The following is a 16250-nucleotide window of genomic DNA, read 5'->3' as shown; positions in this document are numbered from 1 at the left end:
CGCCACCAACACTAAAAATTATAGATCCTAAAAAAACAGCCTAGCGAACTAGACCGTTTCAATCTTAATAAGGTTTTGTGTTTATGTTAATTATTTAACGTCTGCCCAATCAGTGATTTCACCTAAATAAACTTTTTTCAAGTTTTCTAAAGTAATATCTTCGATTTCAGCATCTTTATTAACGATAACTGCGATACCATCTAAAGCAATTACGTCAACATCTAAGTTTTCAGCCTCTTCTTCTTTTAATTCACGTGAAGCCATACCTAAATCAGCTGTACCGTTATTGGCTGCTTCGATACCTGCAGAAGAACCTACTGATTCAACAGAAATGGTTACATCTGGGTTTAATGCTTTATAAGCTTCTCCTAATACTTCAATAACTGGAGAAACTGAAGTAGAACCAACTAAGGTTAATTCACCTTTTAATCCTGAAGCTTCGTATTCAGTAGCTTCATCTTTAGACTTGATGTATCCTTCTTCTTCAACGATTTTTTGTCCTTCTTCAGAATGGATAAAGTTTAAAAAGTCTTCAGCGATTTCAGAAAGTCCATCTTTTTTCCATGCAACGTTAAATGGACGAGCGATTTTGTAATCACCAGCTTTAATGGTTTCAGCTGAAGCTTCTACACCGTCAACTGTTAAAGCTTTAACATCTTCATTTAATGAACCTAAAGAAATATAACCAATAGAGTTAGCGTCGCCCGCTACTGTTTGCATAACACCATTTGTACTGTTTTGGATAACTGCAGAAAGGTCTGTCATATCATCGCCGTTTTCATCTACAACGTCTACTAATTCAACGAAAGCTCCACGAGTTCCTGAACCATCTTCACGAGATACTACGTTAATTAATCCTTCTTGTGCGAATACTAAAGGTAATGCTGCAGATGCAGTTAATAATGCAATTGCTACTTTTGATAAAGCTTTTTTCATAATAATAATATTCTCCTCTTAAATAAAAGTTTTCATCAATACCTTTGTGGTACATGTTAAATATAACATTCAATTATCAATTTATTGTAAATTAATTGTAAATTCAACGTAAACATTTCCAGCGGCACTCACCAACTCCAGTAAAAACATTGAATTTTCACCTCCATACAAACATCCGTTATGGCACTATTTTCATTATTTTCAACAAATAATCCATAAAAATGTTACTTAGAAAAATAAAAAACTCTGACAACTTCAATCATGCAAAGTCATCAGAAAAAAATGTTTTTAATTTAATTCAACAATCTCACCTGTGTTCAAGTAAACAATCCGTTCGCAGATATTCGTCACATAGTCACCAATACGCTCTAAATTACGCGCAACACCGATATAGCTCACACCAGATGTGATAACATCCGATTGTTCTTCCATATCTTTAATCACGATCTTGAAGAGCTTTGATAATAAAGCATCTACTTCTTCATCACGCTCTGCTATCGCTTTAGCTCCACGTGAATCTTGTTCCATAAATGCCGTAATCGCATCCGTTAACATCACTTGAACTTTTTCGGCCATTTCCATTAATACTTGATTAATTTGGGGCGCGTCTTTAAAGTTTTCATCTAAACGCATCGTTGCTTTCGCAATCGATACCGCATGATCGGCAATACGTTCAATATCTTGTGAACAGTGTAAAACAGTGAAGATTAAACGCAAGTCTCCTGCTACTGGTTGTTGTAAGGCAATAATACGATAAGCAGCTTTTTCAATATCTGCAGTAGACTCATTAATTCTTAAATCATCACTAAATAATTCATGTGCCAATTCTTTATCGTCATTTTGATAAGCAGTTACCGCTTTATGTAATGATTCATTGGCTGCATTTCCTAAACTTGTTAATTGAACATATAAATCTTTTAACTCTTGCTCGTATACACTTCTCATCTTAATTCCTCCTATTTGGAATAATTATTAGCCGAAACGACCAGAGATATAATCATCTGTACGTTTATCTACTGGGAATCCAAAGATTTGTTCGGTATCTCCAAATTCTATCACTTCTCCATTTAAAAAGAAAGCTGTTTTATCGGAAATACGGGCCGCTTGTTGCATATTATGGGTTACAATCACAACCGTATATTTTTCTTTTAATTCATGAACTAATTCTTCAATCTTATTGGTCGAAATTGGGTCTAAGGCTGAAGTGGGTTCGTCCATTAATAAGACTTCTGGGTTATTCGCAATTGCTCGCGCGATACAAATACGTTGTTGTTGCCCACCAGACAATGCAGTCGCATTTTGATGTAATTTATCTTTGACGGTATCCCAAATAGCAGCTCCTTTTAACGATTCTTCAACAATTTGATCTAATTGAGCACTATCTTTGATTCCATGCGTGCGTGGTCCATAAGCAATATTATCATAAATACTCTTCGGGAATGGGTTCGGTTGTTGGAAAACCATCCCCACACGTTTACGTAACTCATTGACATTATAGTTTCGATTATAGATGTCTTGACCATCTAAAGTAACCAAACCATCCACTTTAGTTCCAGGAACCAAGTCTTGCATCCGATTTAAGATTTTTAGAAACGTTGATTTACCACAACCTGAAGGTCCAATAAATGCTGTGACTAATTTTTCTTCAATCTCCATATTAATATTATAAAGTGCTTGAAAATCACCATAATAGAAATCTAAATTTTGTATATCAAATTTTACCTTTGCCATCTTATCTTCCCCCTGTTGCTAACTTGTTACCTAATCGAGTGGATAACCAGTTGATGATTAATACTAAAATAATTAAAACCGTCGCCGTTGAGTACGCTTCTTTCACATGGAAACCTTCTTGAGATAAAACGTACATATGTACTGCTAATGTACGACCTGGAGACTTAAGGTTTCTGATCATATTAGATGAAGAACCTAAAGTGTAAAGCAAAGCAGCCGACTCCCCAACTATACGACCCGTCGCCAAGATGAGTCCTGATAAAATCCCTGGCATGGCAACCGGTAATACTACGGTAAAGATAGTTCTAAGCTTACCAGCACCCAATGCTAAACTCCCCATTCGCAAACTATTATGAACAGATAATAAAGCTTCCTCTGTCGATGAAATAATAATTGGTAAAATCATGATTGTTATCGTTAAAATACCAGCGTAATGTGAGAAGCTACCGAACACTCTATTTACAAAAAATAGCATCCCGAACAAACCATAAACAATCGACGGAACTGCTGCTAAAGTATCAGTGGCTAAACGAATAATCGGTAAAATTTTACTTGAACGATCCGCATATTCTACTAAATAGAAACCAGTAAAAACACCGATTGGTGCGGCAATTAATAAAGAAAGTCCCACCACGACTAAAGTTGAAATAATAGCCGGCATCATTGAGACGTTTTTAGTGGTATATTCCCATTCGAATAAACTGAGGTTCATTGATGAAAAACCATTCCAAACAATAAAACCAATAATAAACAATAATATCCCTAAAGTAAACATTGCGGCAGCCCAAACTAACCCTTTAATAAAGTGATGCGATTTCATTAAGCTACCTCCTTATTCTTCTTAATCAACATGAAAATACTATTGATAATAATGATAAATACAAATAATACTGCTGCTGTAGCGATCAAGGCATCACGGTGATCCCCAGACGCATAACCCATTTCTAATACGATATTGGTCGTTAACGTTCGGACACCAGAAGTTAAGCGACGAGGGAGTGCCGGTTGATTACCCGCTACTAAAATGACCGCCATTGTTTCACCAATTGCCCGTCCAATCCCTAAAATTACAGAAGATAAAATACCAGAACGAGCTGCCGGTACGACCACACTCATCACTGAGCGTTCATGGGTAGCCCCTAACCCCATACTAGCTGAATAAAAACCTTTTGGCACAGCTCTAATTGCAGATTCTGATAGTCCAATTATGGTAGGTAATATCATAATTCCCAATAATATCGAAGCGGTGATAATATTCATCCCTGTTCCACCAAACAATTGTCGAGATAAAGGAACCAGTAATTGTAAAGCAAAAAAGCCATAAATAATCGACGGAATGGCCGCCATTAGGTTTATAGCAGGTTTGGCATAGCGATAGAGTTTTTCAGGGCAGAAGTAAGCCATAAAAACCGCTGTTAAGACACCAATTGGCACACCAATAATAACAGCACCAATTGTAACCGCAAATGATCCAACAATCATTGGAAAAATCCCAAATTTTGGTGTTGATGCAGTTGGTCTCCAAACACTACCACTTAAAAAATTCCAAACACCATTCTTTAGTAAGAAAGGAATTGCTCCTTGAAAAATAAAATAAAAAATCAAAATAATCGATACAATCGACAAAGTCGCACAAAATAAAAATACATATTTCATGAATGTCTCTTTAAAATCTCGCATCATAATCTTCCTCCATAATTTCTCTACCTTCAATTTTAACGGTTTTATTCTGAAAGGTTAAGTAAGGTTATTGTAAACCAGAACGCAGTAAAAAATGTTTAAAATTAAAATAAGATTAGTTTTGTAAATTGAACGTAAATAAATAAGAGAAAGATTATTTTTCTCGTCGTAATATAATCTCTCTCTTCCTTTATAGGGCTTTCTTTTATAGAAAACGTTTCTAAAATCTTTATATTATTTTTTTACTTTTTTCCTTCTAAATTTCTTTCCCCCCAATATTTGGGCAGTCTGACGGTAAAAGTAGAACCTTGACCTACCTTACTTTCAACTGAAATGGTTCCATTCATTGTTTTTACTAAGTGGCGCACGATTGATAATCCTAATCCTGTCCCACCCGTTTGACGACTTCTGGCCTTATCTACACGATAAAACCGTTCGAAAATTCGCTCTTGTTCTTCCGGAGGAATCCCTACCCCTTGGTCAATAATCGATAAACGAACCATTCGCGAACTTTCTTCGGTACGTACCATAATCTTTTTATTATCCTCAGAATAGTTAATCGCATTATCAATTAGATTGGTTACGATATTTTCAATTCGTTGTTCATCTGTTTCAATCATTATCGGACCAGTATTCGGTAGTACCAATTGCATGTTTTTCTGTTCCAAACGCTCAGCAAATAAATGAGACATGCTTTGAATCTTCGCTACTAAATCAAAACTAGTAACATTAATCGCAACTTGTTGCTTTTCAATTCGTGATAACGATAAAATATCTTGAATAATATGCTCCAAACGATGACTCTCGTCCGCAATAATATTAATAAACTTCATCGCAATCGCTGGGTTCTCCATGGCACCATTTTGTAGTGTTTCAGCAAAGCCTTTGATCGCTGTTACCGGCGTTCTTAGTTCATGTGAAGCATTGGCGACAAATTCAGATCGCACTTCTTCTAACCTTCTAATAGCCGTTAAATCATATAATAAAATTAAAATTTCATCATTGATATTTCCTTGGCCATAAGGAACAATATTAACGTCAACAATTTGAGTATGCGGCACCCATAGTTCAACTTCCTCTCGTTGTGCTAAATGATTTTGGCGTACTCGATCAATCATCGATAAAATAGGATAACTTTTAATAACACTTGTATAATGCTCGCCGATATTTCTATCTACAATATCCAACATCGCATTAGCCGCTGGATTGGTTAAAACAATTTTTCCTTCTGAATCAACAACAACAATACCCAAAATGAGATGATTGATTAGAACACTTCGCTGATGAACCGTTGTGGATAAAGCATTTTCTTGTTTAATTAAATTCGAACTCAATTGTTGGAGTGATTGTGTCATTTCTCCCACTATGCCATTGTGCCCGCTTTGTATTAAGGGAAATTGCAACTGATAATCCTTATTCAAAAGCTTATGTAACACAACATTTAACTTACGAAGCGGAATAAAATAGTACCTCCAAAAAAGGCTAATCACGATGGCTAACAAGATAATGATAACGACTAATATGACGGATAAAATCTGTAAATTATTGTCTACTAAACTAATCGCTGGCATCACCACTACTACCCAGTTAGCTATACTCGCTTCGGTTAAAGGAATGATGGCTAAATAATGAGATGATCTCAACGATATTTTAGGTTTACTGTTTAATTCATGGACTTGTTCTGAAATCAATTTTTTAATATTTTCATTTAAATTGCTACTATCATAAGATAGTTCCGGCAATTGATTGGTTAAAGATTGTTCTCGTTGAAACCATAAAATGGACACATCATACTGTTCCTCAATTGCCTCTAACTTCAATTTAGAAAGAGGCTGGTTTTTTTTCAACTGTAATTGGATAGGTTCTATTACTTGATTCATTCTATCTTGCATGACCATCCGATGAACGGTTGCATCTAGGGCTAATACAGCTAGCACAATAGTAAAGATGGAGACAATAATAATGAATAGAATATTGCGGTTACTTAGAAGTTTAGGATTATTTTGCATAATCAGGCACCTCAAAACGGTAGCCGAACCCTCTGACGGTAATGATGTATTCTGGATTTTTATTATTACGCTCTATTTTTTCTCTTAAATTACTAATATGAACATCCACAATTCTAGTCTCTCCTAAGTAATCAAATTGCCAAACTTGTGTTAATAATTGTTCTCGACTCAAAGTTCGACCTTGTCTATCTGTCATATAGACTAATAGTTCATATTCTTTTGGTGTAATTTCGATTTGTTCTCCACGAACCCAGACTTCAAATCGATCAGTTAAAATAGTAAGCTCACCATAAGTTTTTTCAGTATTATTTTCAGGTATAGGTACTGAATTATCAGGTGTCATTCGCACTTCTTCAACTTCCGCTTCTTCAATTTCATCATCAACTCGATAATGACTAACGGATGATCTTCTTAAAATGGCTTTGATTCGAGCTAAGACTTCATTTGGACTAAAGGGTTTCGTCATATAGTCATCAGCTCCTAGCTCTAAACCAATAATTTTATCATATTCATCTGCACGAGCTGTTAACATTAATATTGGAGTTTGAATGCCTTTTTGTCTAGCGCGCCGGCAAACGTCCATCCCACTCATTTGTGGTAACATCACATCTAATACAATAAAATCATAATTTACGGTTTTAATCATTTGATAAGCCGTCTTACCATCTAATGCGACATCTACTTCATAACCGGCATTTTCTAACGTATACTGCAATAATGTTACGATTGAACTCTCATCATCAACAACTAAAATTCGTTTCATTAAGGTAACCTCCAAAATATAGCACTCTTTTACTTTGAAAATATTTTAACGATAATTTCTTCTCTTTTAATGACGCCCAAAGTACGACTGTCGACAGAACTGCGCCGATTATCTCCCAACACAAAATAACTATCGTTGGGAATGATACATTCCATTGGACGACGTAAATAATATCGATTCGCTTCTGTTAAATAGGGTTCATATAATATTCTTTGATTGATTTCTACACCTTTAGGTGATAGGCGTAGGGTTTCATCAGGCAAGCCGATCACACGCTTAATGAACAGTTTCTCTTTTCTTTTAAAAATAACAATATCATACCTTCGAATTTTTCTGATTGGTTTTGATAAAACAATATCCCCTGAGTGAAAAGTAGGAGCCATTGAATTCCCAGATATTTTTACCAGAATCTTCTTAAAAATCAAACTGCTAATACAAAAAATTAAAAGAAAATAGCTCACATTCATGACCACCTTTGCCCTTTCCATTATAATCTATTTTGATGACTTTACGCAAAATTTTCACTATAATCCTTGTTACATGGAGTGATTCTTTCATTTACCTATATTAAACATCGTAAAGGAGCAGCTATATGGACAATCAATTGATTACTGTTAATCAACTATTTAACTTATTAAAAACACATTATCAAGGGAGCATCGAAGATTGGTGGCCACATGAAAGCAAGCACGAAATTGTCATCGGTGCCTTTTTAGTCCAGAATACTACCTGGCATAATGTCGAACTTTCACTCAATCAAATCAGGCAAAATGCCAGCTTTTCTCCAGAAACAATTCGACAACTTTCCAAACAAGAGTTAATAAAACTAATTCATTCAAGTGGTTTTCATGAAAATAAATCCCGAAATATTTTAGAGTTTTTCGAATGGACCAAAACCTTTGAAGACCAATATAGTAAGATTAAAGCCCATTATGGTCCTTCTCTACGTAAAGAATTATTAAAAAGGCGTGGTATCGGACCTGAAACGGCAGATGTTTTATTAATGTATGTTTTTAACGAACCCGTCTTTATCGCTGACAATTATGCGCGTCGACTTTTTCAATTGCTGAAGGCGCCTGTCCCTTTAACTTATCCCGCCGTAAAACAGTTTGCTGAAAACAATGGTGACTTAACCGTTGCTGAATGGGCCGCTTTTCACGGATGGATTATTCAATTTGCCCAACAACATTTACGCCCCAACAAAAAAGTATCCGATCATTTTTTAAACGGTTATCAATTAATCGCAAACCAAGACAATCATAATTAAGTGTGTAAGACTCATTTTTCACATATACTGCAATGATAATTAAGTGATTAAGACTCACTTATCACAAATTCGGCAGGGTAATTAAGTGATTAAGACTCATTTTTCACATATACGGCAATGGTCATAACGAGATAAAGCCTAGCTAACCATCTCACTCAATGACATTCTTTGTGAAATTCACCAAATCTTCACATTAAAAAGTAGCTATCTATTTTTTGTATGTTATAATGATTGGGTATTTTTATTAGAGGTGAAGAAATTGCTTAAAAAATTTTTTGCAACATGCTGTTTATGTCTCTTTGCTTGGTCATTCGGTATCATGCCTTTGATGGTTGTTCAAGCCAATGATCAGTTAAAAGATGTTGATCAAAATTATTCAATAGAAAACAAGACCGTAGACGATATTCTATACGATACGATTAGCGAATTTGGATACAATAGTGACCAAATCTCTATTGCGTTCTATGACTTTATTGATGATACGCACTATGGTTCAAATAGTGACATTACCATGCTAGGAGCTAGCACGACCAAAGTGGCGACGGCAGCACTCTATACTTCATTAATCAATGAAGGGTATCTGTCTTTCGATACACCAATCCCCTTTGTTGAGGCAATGTTTGAAGAAGGCGGCGGCAATATTACCAATAGTCCTATCCAACCAAGTTACGCTCTGCAAGATTTAATCTATGAGATGCTAGTCAATTCAGACAATACCGCTTGGAATTTATTAACGCATTATTACTTTAATAATATTGGTAACCATCAAAACGATATGTTAATGCTTAGCGGTGCAGATATTTATGATCCTGAATTATATCAATTTAATCATGTAAATGCAGATGTCTTAGAAGGTATCTTAATTGCGATTGCCTCTTCTGATTATTATTCTAATGTCGTTGACACGATGTTAACAGCCCAACCTCATTGGTTACTAAAATATTATGTCAATGATAATATGGCTGTGAAATACGGTTACTTAGATGAGTATTTCCATGATACCGGCATTTATTTTAATGATAACGGCGAGCCACTTTATACCTTAGTGGTAATGACGGACAATATAGGCCTCGATTATGATGGTATGCAAAATGAATTTTTCGGACTGATCAACTTAAGACTAAATCGTTGGTTTGAAGCTCAACATGAATCAAGTTCAATCAGCAAAACACTTTAAACAAAATCAATTCATTGCTTTTTAAACATTCACAATGCTAACGACGATTTTTTGGGTATAGAGTATCCTTAAGCTGATTTGATTTTAAGGGTACACTGACGAGGTGGTCTATATCCATTAATTTTTGCTCCGAGTTTGGGCAAAAACTTTTTAAATTCTGTTCAAGCATATCATTTTAATTCAAATCGCAGTGGTTGAGTGGCCTCAAGCGGCATCTTTCGACTTGTTTGAGGCCTACTCAACTATGCGGGGGTGGGCAGACGAAGCGAAAATCAACTGATTTTCGACTTCTTGCCCACTCCCATAATTAAGTAAACAGGCATCGTTTTGTGGCATTTACCTGTTTTATACAAGATAAATAGAAGAGACTGAACAGAAATAATTTGATAGGTTCCTTTTCAAGTAGCATTACTTTTTAGTATTTACTTAACAAGGAGCCGTTCATATTATATTTCGTCCAGTCTCTTTTTATTAATATCAATCGGCATTCAATCTTCTTCAGTCAAAATTAATTTGTTTATTTGGTGGCTAAATAATAAGGAAACAATCGTTCAAAATGTTGATTCATTGATTCAATTAAATCATCCAGCGTTTGAAATTCATCAAAAAACCCAATTAAACTTTTAACAAGAACTTTTCTCACTTCACCCGCATCGACAGCGTTTTTTAAAAAAATGCGATTATCCTCAGTACCTGAATAAATAAATGGTTCACCTTGACTATAAGCTAAATAATACATGGCGTCATCAGCTGGAACTCTCAATACTCGATGTTGTCTCACCAAACTATCTTTAGCTAAGGTCCGCTCAAGTACACTTACCTCCCAAGTTAATCCGAGTCGCTGTCCTTCTAAATATAAACGCACAGCCATTCCAGGATAAGACACTTCATCTTTTTCCTCTCTAAAAAAACAATAAAATAATGGAGTGCCAAATTGCGCTTGATTCATCCAATTACTTACACGTTGCATTTTTAAAAGATTTTGTTGGTCATTGAAAGCTTCTACCATCTTTTTAAATTGGTTCCGTGCCTTTCCCCCGTCTTTTTTAAACTGCAGCATAAATTCTTCTTCATCTAAAGCTTTATGGGGTGCAATATATTTTTGCCCTAAATACTGCAGATAATGTTGAATCGCTTGCGCTTCTTGTAACATACTGATCACCTCATTATCTATTTTATCTTTTCGGAACACTCAATACAATTTTTGTGAAATATTTTGCTGATGGCTCCTCATTTAATTTTAATCTGATATAATACATTTATATTAATCGATTGGGGGCCCTTACATCATGATGAAGAAAAAAACTTTAAATGATTTAGCTGAGATTATTAACCTTGAGGCAATCCGTGAATTACCAAAAGCGACTGAACATTTTATTAGTGATATCCATGGTGAATTCGAAGCCTTTGACCACATTAGGCGCAATTGCTCAGGTATTATTCGCATTAAAGTACAAACCCTTTTTGAAGATGAACTAGATGAACAAGCCATTAATGAGCTTTGCTTCGCTATTTATTATCCTGAAGATTTTATTTTAGGAAAACAACGCTCTTTTGATAAATGGCAATCTTTATTAAAAAATTTAGTCAACCTCACGCGTTTTGTTTCCAGTAAATATACCCGTTCAAAAGTAAGAAAGGCTTTACCGAGTGAATATGCTTATATTTTAGAAGAGCTTTTATATCAATACGATGAACACGATAACAAAAATGCTTATTATCATACAATTTTTAAAACCATTATTGAACTGGAGTTAGCTCCGCAATTTGCAACTGAATTGAGTTACCTAATCCAACGATTTGTAGTCGATCATCTCCATGTATTAGGCGATATCTATGACCGTGGTGCTCATCCTGATAAAGTAATGGATGTCCTCATGAGCTTACCATCCGTTGATATTACTTTAGGAAACCACGATATCATCTGGATGGGGGCCTATGCTGGTAATATGACTTGTCTTGCTACAGTTTTAAGAATTGCTTTCCGCTATGGACACACCCAATTCTTAGAAGAAAGCTATAACATTGACTTAAGCCGATTAAAAAAATTCGCCCTTCGTTATTATCAAGATAATGCTGCTTTTAAACCTAAACTCGAAACACCTATCGATGCAGCAACAGAAACTGCGATAAATTGTATGCATCAAGCCATGACAATCATGCAATTCAAATTAGAGGGCCAATTAATTGAGCGTCGCCCAGAATTTCAGATGAACCATCGCAATTTACTGCCGATGATTGATCCCAATACCCACATAATCAACGTTGAAGGTCAAGAATATCAATTAAACAATACTTGCTTTGATTTAATCGATGGGGAACAACCAAATGAATTAACCTTGGGTGAAGAACTTATTTTATTAGATTTACTACATCAGTTCCAAAATTCAGCAAAATTAAAAGAACACATGGAATTTTTATTAGAAAATGGAAAAATGTATTTAACTTACAATGATAATCTTCTTTTCCATGGATGTATTCCTGTTAACGAAGAAGGCCAATATTACCAATTAAACATCGATAATCACCTTTATCAAGGAAAATCATTGATGGACTTCTATGCAACCTCAATCGAAGAAAGCTTTAAGCAATTAGATTCTCATGACGATTGGGCAACAGACACCCTTTGGTACTTATGGTGTGGTCCTAGTTCTACCCTCTTTGGTAAAGATATCATGCGCACCTTTGAACGTTACTTTATCTCTGATAAAACCGTCCATAGCGAAATTAAAAACCCTTATTATGAATGGCGCAAAAATGAGCAATTTTGCTTAAAATTATTAAACGATTTTGGTTTAACGAGCGAAGGCTATATTATAAATGGTCATACCCCAGTGAAAACAATCAAAGGTGAAAATCCGATTAAGGCCAATGGTAAAATGCTTGTCATTGATGGTGGCTTATCAACTGCCTATCAAAAAGTAACAGGTATTGCTGGATATACACTCGTCGATAATTCTAATGAAGTGTATTTAGTTGCGCATCATCCCTTCACTTCAAAACAAAAGGCGATTGAAAAATATCTTGACATTTTTCCAACACAATTAATTGTTAAAAAACGCCATGAGCGTCAATATGTCAAAAATACTGATATAGGCAAGGAACTCGCACGCCAATCGCAAGAACTTAAGACCAAAATATTGTATGAAAATGACAAAGACTAACATTAGAATACCAGCTTAAAAAGAAAACCTGCAATGAGTACGAATCCATTTCACTTTCGATACTCATTGTCAGGTTTACTTATTGTTTTTAATTATTGGTGAATCATTGATTCAATACCTGCTTCTAATATTTCTAATTGATAAAGGGTCTCATCATCCGAAACCGTTTTGGGAGCGCCATTAACGATGGTGTCATACAAATTTTGATAGAAACGACTATAGTCTCCCACCTCAGACACCACTTTTTCTTCATGGTAATTCCCTTTAGAATCTATATAAGTCAACGTCCCATAATCCTCCGGTAAATCTAAACCGAAGTCTGGATTATCAGGCATATAAAAATGTTTCAGATGTTCTTCCTGCCGGTCTTTTTGCTCTTTAATAAACATCCCTTTAGTACCGTAAACCACAAAACTAGGACGTGTTTTGATTCTAAAATAACTTGATTTGACCGATACTTTCGTATTACCGTAATAGAGGTCAATATCAAAATAATCATTCATCCGATTAGGTCCAAGTAATTGCCTCACATCATAATGAATATGATCGGCTTTTCCAAAATAAGCAATCACCTGATCCAAAGTGTGACAAGCATGACCATATAAATAACTTTGTTCAACCTTAAATTCATGAATATTTTCCGGAATTTCAGGTCTAAAATAATCAAAATGCATTTCTAACTCTAAAATATCCCCCAACTTCCCACTCTCAATCACTTTAAGGGTCGTTAAATAGTCAGAATCAAAGCGTCTATTTTGAAATGTTTGCAACATCAGTCCTTTAGCTTTGGCTAATTGAAAAAGTTCTCTTGCTTCGTTCACTGTATGGGTGAACGGCTTTTCTACTAAAGCATGTTTACCCGCTTCCAAAACTAATTTAGCAAAATGATAATGCGAATCTGAATAAGTGGTGATGACAATCAAGTCAATTTCTGAATCTTGTAATATTTCATCTAAATCCGTCGTATAATGAATCTCTTCAAAGGTCTGCCATTTCGGTTGACTACGATGATAAATTGACTTAATACGAATGCCCTCTACTTTTCTAGCAAAAGGCAAGTGATAACGATTGGTGCTTTTGCCATTTCCTATATATCCAATGGTTAACATTTCCAGTCCTCCTAATAAAAAAGGCGATGCAAAATAGAATTTCTTTTTCTATTTTACATCAGCCTCCTGATTTATTTAATTAATTATTTTTGCGCACGACGCATATAAGTACCTTCAGAAGTATTAATTTCTAAAGCTTCTCCCGCTTCGATAAAGTCTGGTACGTTAACCACTAGACCTGTCTCCATCGTTGCTGGTTTACCAGAACCTGTAACAGTGGCACCTTTAATTGAAGGTTGTGTCTCGGCTACTGTTAATACGACTGTTGTTGGTAATTCAACACCGATTACTTCAGAACCATAAAATTGGATTTTCGCTTCCATATTTTCTAATAAATATTTCAATTCATTTTCAATCGTTGATGTTTGAATTTCGTATTGTTCATATGTTTCCAAGTCCATGAAAGTCGCAACATCACCCATGCTATATAAGTATTGAACTTCTTTTGTTTCAAGGTAAGCACGCTCGAATTTTTCGTCCGGACGGAAGGTTGTGTCATAAGTTGCACCTGAACGTACGTCACGTAATTTCATACGCATAACTGTGTTACCTTTACCAGGTTTATGGTGACTCGCTTCTAGTACGCGGATTAATTTGCCATCTTGAACGAATGTCATACCTGCTCTTAAATCTACTGCAGAAATCATCTTTAAACTTCTCCTTTATATATCAATCTTTCACTCGTACATTATAACATAAAGATGAATTTTTTCCACATAATTCTAGTATCTTTAGTATCAAACATAAATGTGTTACAATAATATCAAATTAAATTTTAATGAGAGAAGTGAAGATTATGAATTTGTTAGAAAACCGCTTTAATGAAGACGTTGAAAAAATTGGAATATCGGCCATCCGTGAGTTTGATGAACTGTGTAATCAAATTGACGGTATCATAAAATTGACTTTAGGTGAGCCAGATTTTACGACACCAGGCCATATTAAAGAAACGGGTAAACTAGCGATTGATAACAATGCGACTCGCTATACTCATGCCTCAGGCGTTTTAGAATTAAGACAAGCAGCATGCCAATGGTTAAAGGATAAATATCATTTGAATTATACGCCAGAAGAAACCATTGTTACTCATGGTGCCACTGAAGGTTTGTCGATAGCCTTTAAAGCGATTCTTAATCCAGGCGATAAAGTACTAATCCCTTCACCTTTTTTCACCTTATACCAATCGATGATTATCTTATACGGTGGGATTCCGGTTCATATTAATACCGAACCAAATCAATTTGTGCTTTCTCCAGAAATGTTGGAACAAGCATTAGCCGAACACGGGGACGACGTGAAAGCCATCGTCTTAAATTACCCGACCAATCCTACGGGTATTACTTGGAACGATGAAGAAGCGCAAGCAATTGCCAATATTTTAAACGATAAGCCTATTTTTATCGTCAGTGATGAAGTATATAGTGAATTTGTTTATGGTGATCAACATGTTTCAATCGCAACTTATTTACCGGAGCAAACAATCGTCGTGCAGTCATTATCTAAATCTCATTCAATGACCGGATGGCGAGTTGGATTTAACTTTGCGCCACTTATGATTACTAATCAAATGAATAAAGTTCACCAAAACTATATCACCAACGCAACGAGTATCTCACAACATGCAGGGATTGCAGCGCTAACCAATGGTAAAGATGATGCACTGATCATGAAAGAAGCCTATATTAAACGACGTGATTATATTTATGAACGCATGACCAAAATGGGATTTGAAATTATTAAACCAAATGGCGCTTTTTACTTATTCGCTAAAATCCCTGCCGGTTATCCTCAAGATAGCTTTGAATTCGGTAGAGAATTGGCAACAAAAGCACAAGTTGCGTTAATTCCCGGTTCAGCATTTGGAACGGGTGGCGAAAATTATGTCCGCTTAAGTTATGCTGCAAGCGACGACATTATTGCTGAAGCAATGGACCGGATGGAAAAGTTTATGAAGGAATACCCAACACAAAACTAACTGACTCTATTTAGCTCATACAGTCAAAGTATCCGCGACATATTTAAAGTCTTGGTATTTAACTGCAAATGCGACTAAATAAAAAGACTCAAAAATAAACAAGGAATATTTCAAAATATGAACCCCCCTGTCAAGTAGACAGGCAAAAACAAAAATTTATGCCATGCATCATTGAGTTGATGCATGGTTTTTGTGTTTGAATGACAATATGATGAGGAGTGGACAAAAACTTTTTAAATTCTATTCAGGCATATCGTTTTAATACAAAGCGCAGTGGTTGTGTGGCATCAAACTGCGTCTTAAAGAGGTAAGGCATAAATTTGATAAGTTCAATCAAGATATTGCTCGCTAAATAAAAGCGCAGTGGTTGAGTAGCCTCAAACGGCGTCAAAATGAGGTAAGGCATGAATGTAAATGTCAACCGAAAAATGGTCCACGA

General features: G+C 35.4%; 16 protein-coding genes. 4 read left to right on the top strand and 12 right to left on the bottom strand.

The annotated features are described in order from the left end of the window. Positions 1-90 precede the first annotated feature (90 nt). From HMPREF2811_RS05205 to lepB, 8 genes are all read right to left on the bottom strand, one after another. Positions 91-936 (bottom strand): substrate-binding domain-containing protein, encoded by an 846-nt coding sequence (locus HMPREF2811_RS05205; RefSeq protein WP_071408397.1) that lies wholly within the window; start codon positions 934-936, stop codon positions 91-93. A gap of 288 nt (positions 937-1224) precedes the next feature. Next, positions 1225-1881, bottom strand: a complete 657-nt coding sequence (gene phoU, locus HMPREF2811_RS05200) for a phosphate signaling complex protein PhoU (RefSeq protein WP_071408396.1) — start codon at positions 1879-1881, stop codon at positions 1225-1227. A gap of 27 nt (positions 1882-1908) precedes the next feature. Continuing rightward, a complete protein-coding gene (gene pstB, locus HMPREF2811_RS05195; protein WP_066125767.1) occupies positions 1909-2667 on the bottom strand; it encodes a phosphate ABC transporter ATP-binding protein PstB in 759 nt (252 codons plus the stop codon). Position 2668: 1 nt separating this feature from the next. Next, complete coding sequence (pstA, locus tag HMPREF2811_RS05190; RefSeq protein ID WP_066125769.1) at positions 2669-3487, bottom strand: phosphate ABC transporter permease PstA; 819 nt, start codon at positions 3485-3487, stop codon at positions 2669-2671. Continuing rightward, on the bottom strand, positions 3487-4350 hold the full coding sequence (gene pstC, locus HMPREF2811_RS05185; RefSeq protein ID WP_071408395.1) for a phosphate ABC transporter permease subunit PstC: 864 nt from the start codon (positions 4348-4350) through the stop codon (positions 3487-3489). The genes pstA and pstC overlap by 1 nt, the downstream gene beginning before the upstream one ends. Before the next feature lie 239 nt (positions 4351-4589). Beyond that, on the bottom strand, positions 4590-6356 hold the full coding sequence (gene pnpS, locus HMPREF2811_RS05180) for a two-component system histidine kinase PnpS (RefSeq protein ID WP_071408394.1): 1767 nt from the start codon (positions 6354-6356) through the stop codon (positions 4590-4592). Then, positions 6346-7119, bottom strand: coding sequence for a response regulator transcription factor (locus HMPREF2811_RS05175; RefSeq protein WP_071408393.1), 774 nt, complete (start codon positions 7117-7119; stop codon positions 6346-6348). Before HMPREF2811_RS05175 ends, pnpS begins: the two co-directional genes overlap by 11 nt. 29 nt (positions 7120-7148) lie before the next feature. Further along, on the bottom strand, positions 7149-7580 hold the full coding sequence (gene lepB / locus HMPREF2811_RS05170) for a signal peptidase I (RefSeq protein WP_168164944.1): 432 nt from the start codon (positions 7578-7580) through the stop codon (positions 7149-7151). A gap of 131 nt (positions 7581-7711) precedes the next feature. On the opposite strand from lepB, the gene HMPREF2811_RS05165 reads away from it, so the two are divergent. Continuing rightward, positions 7712-8386: an endonuclease III domain-containing protein gene (locus tag HMPREF2811_RS05165; protein ID WP_071408391.1), complete on the top strand. Its 675-nt coding sequence runs from the start codon at positions 7712-7714 to the stop codon at positions 8384-8386. A gap of 259 nt (positions 8387-8645) precedes the next feature. Then, positions 8646-9563: a serine hydrolase gene (locus HMPREF2811_RS05160; protein ID WP_071408390.1), complete on the top strand. Its 918-nt coding sequence runs from the start codon at positions 8646-8648 to the stop codon at positions 9561-9563. Positions 9564-10080: 517 nt separating this feature from the next. Here the strand turns inward: HMPREF2811_RS05160 and HMPREF2811_RS05155 are convergent. Continuing rightward, on the bottom strand, positions 10081-10716 hold the full coding sequence (locus HMPREF2811_RS05155) for a hypothetical protein (RefSeq protein WP_071408389.1): 636 nt from the start codon (positions 10714-10716) through the stop codon (positions 10081-10083). A gap of 136 nt (positions 10717-10852) precedes the next feature. Here HMPREF2811_RS05155 and HMPREF2811_RS05150 point away from each other — a divergent pair, with 136 nt between their 5' ends. After that, the gene (locus HMPREF2811_RS05150) at positions 10853-12727 is read left to right on the top strand and encodes a fructose-1,6-bisphosphatase (RefSeq protein WP_210386546.1); all 1875 of its coding nucleotides are present in this window, start codon (positions 10853-10855) and stop codon (positions 12725-12727) included. A 92-nt stretch (positions 12728-12819) separates the two neighbouring features. Here the strand turns inward: HMPREF2811_RS05150 and HMPREF2811_RS05145 are convergent, their stop codons facing one another. Both HMPREF2811_RS05145 and efp read right to left on the bottom strand, forming a co-directional pair. Further along, complete coding sequence (locus HMPREF2811_RS05145) at positions 12820-13836, bottom strand: Gfo/Idh/MocA family oxidoreductase (RefSeq protein WP_071408388.1); 1017 nt, start codon at positions 13834-13836, stop codon at positions 12820-12822. Positions 13837-13919: 83 nt separating this feature from the next. Next, positions 13920-14483 carry an elongation factor P gene (gene efp, locus HMPREF2811_RS05140; RefSeq protein WP_071408387.1) on the bottom strand — a complete coding sequence of 188 codons (564 nt, stop codon included), beginning with the start codon at positions 14481-14483 and terminating at the stop codon, positions 13920-13922. A gap of 149 nt (positions 14484-14632) precedes the next feature. Between efp and HMPREF2811_RS05135 the strand changes: the two genes are divergently transcribed. Then, entirely contained in the window at positions 14633-15811 is a 1179-nt protein-coding gene (locus HMPREF2811_RS05135) for an aminotransferase class I/II-fold pyridoxal phosphate-dependent enzyme (protein ID WP_071408386.1), read from the top strand. Positions 15812-16055: 244 nt separating this feature from the next. On the opposite strand, the gene HMPREF2811_RS11555 is transcribed toward HMPREF2811_RS05135, so the two are convergent. Continuing rightward, the coding region (locus HMPREF2811_RS11555) for a hypothetical protein (RefSeq protein WP_210386545.1) at positions 16056-16250 on the bottom strand (195 nt) is incomplete at its 5' end.

It is taken from the genome of Globicatella sp. HMSC072A10, from assembly GCF_001811625.1.
GTDB lineage: Bacteria > Bacillota > Bacilli > Lactobacillales > Aerococcaceae > Globicatella > Globicatella sanguinis.
This window is presented reverse-complemented; position numbering and strand designations above follow the sequence as displayed.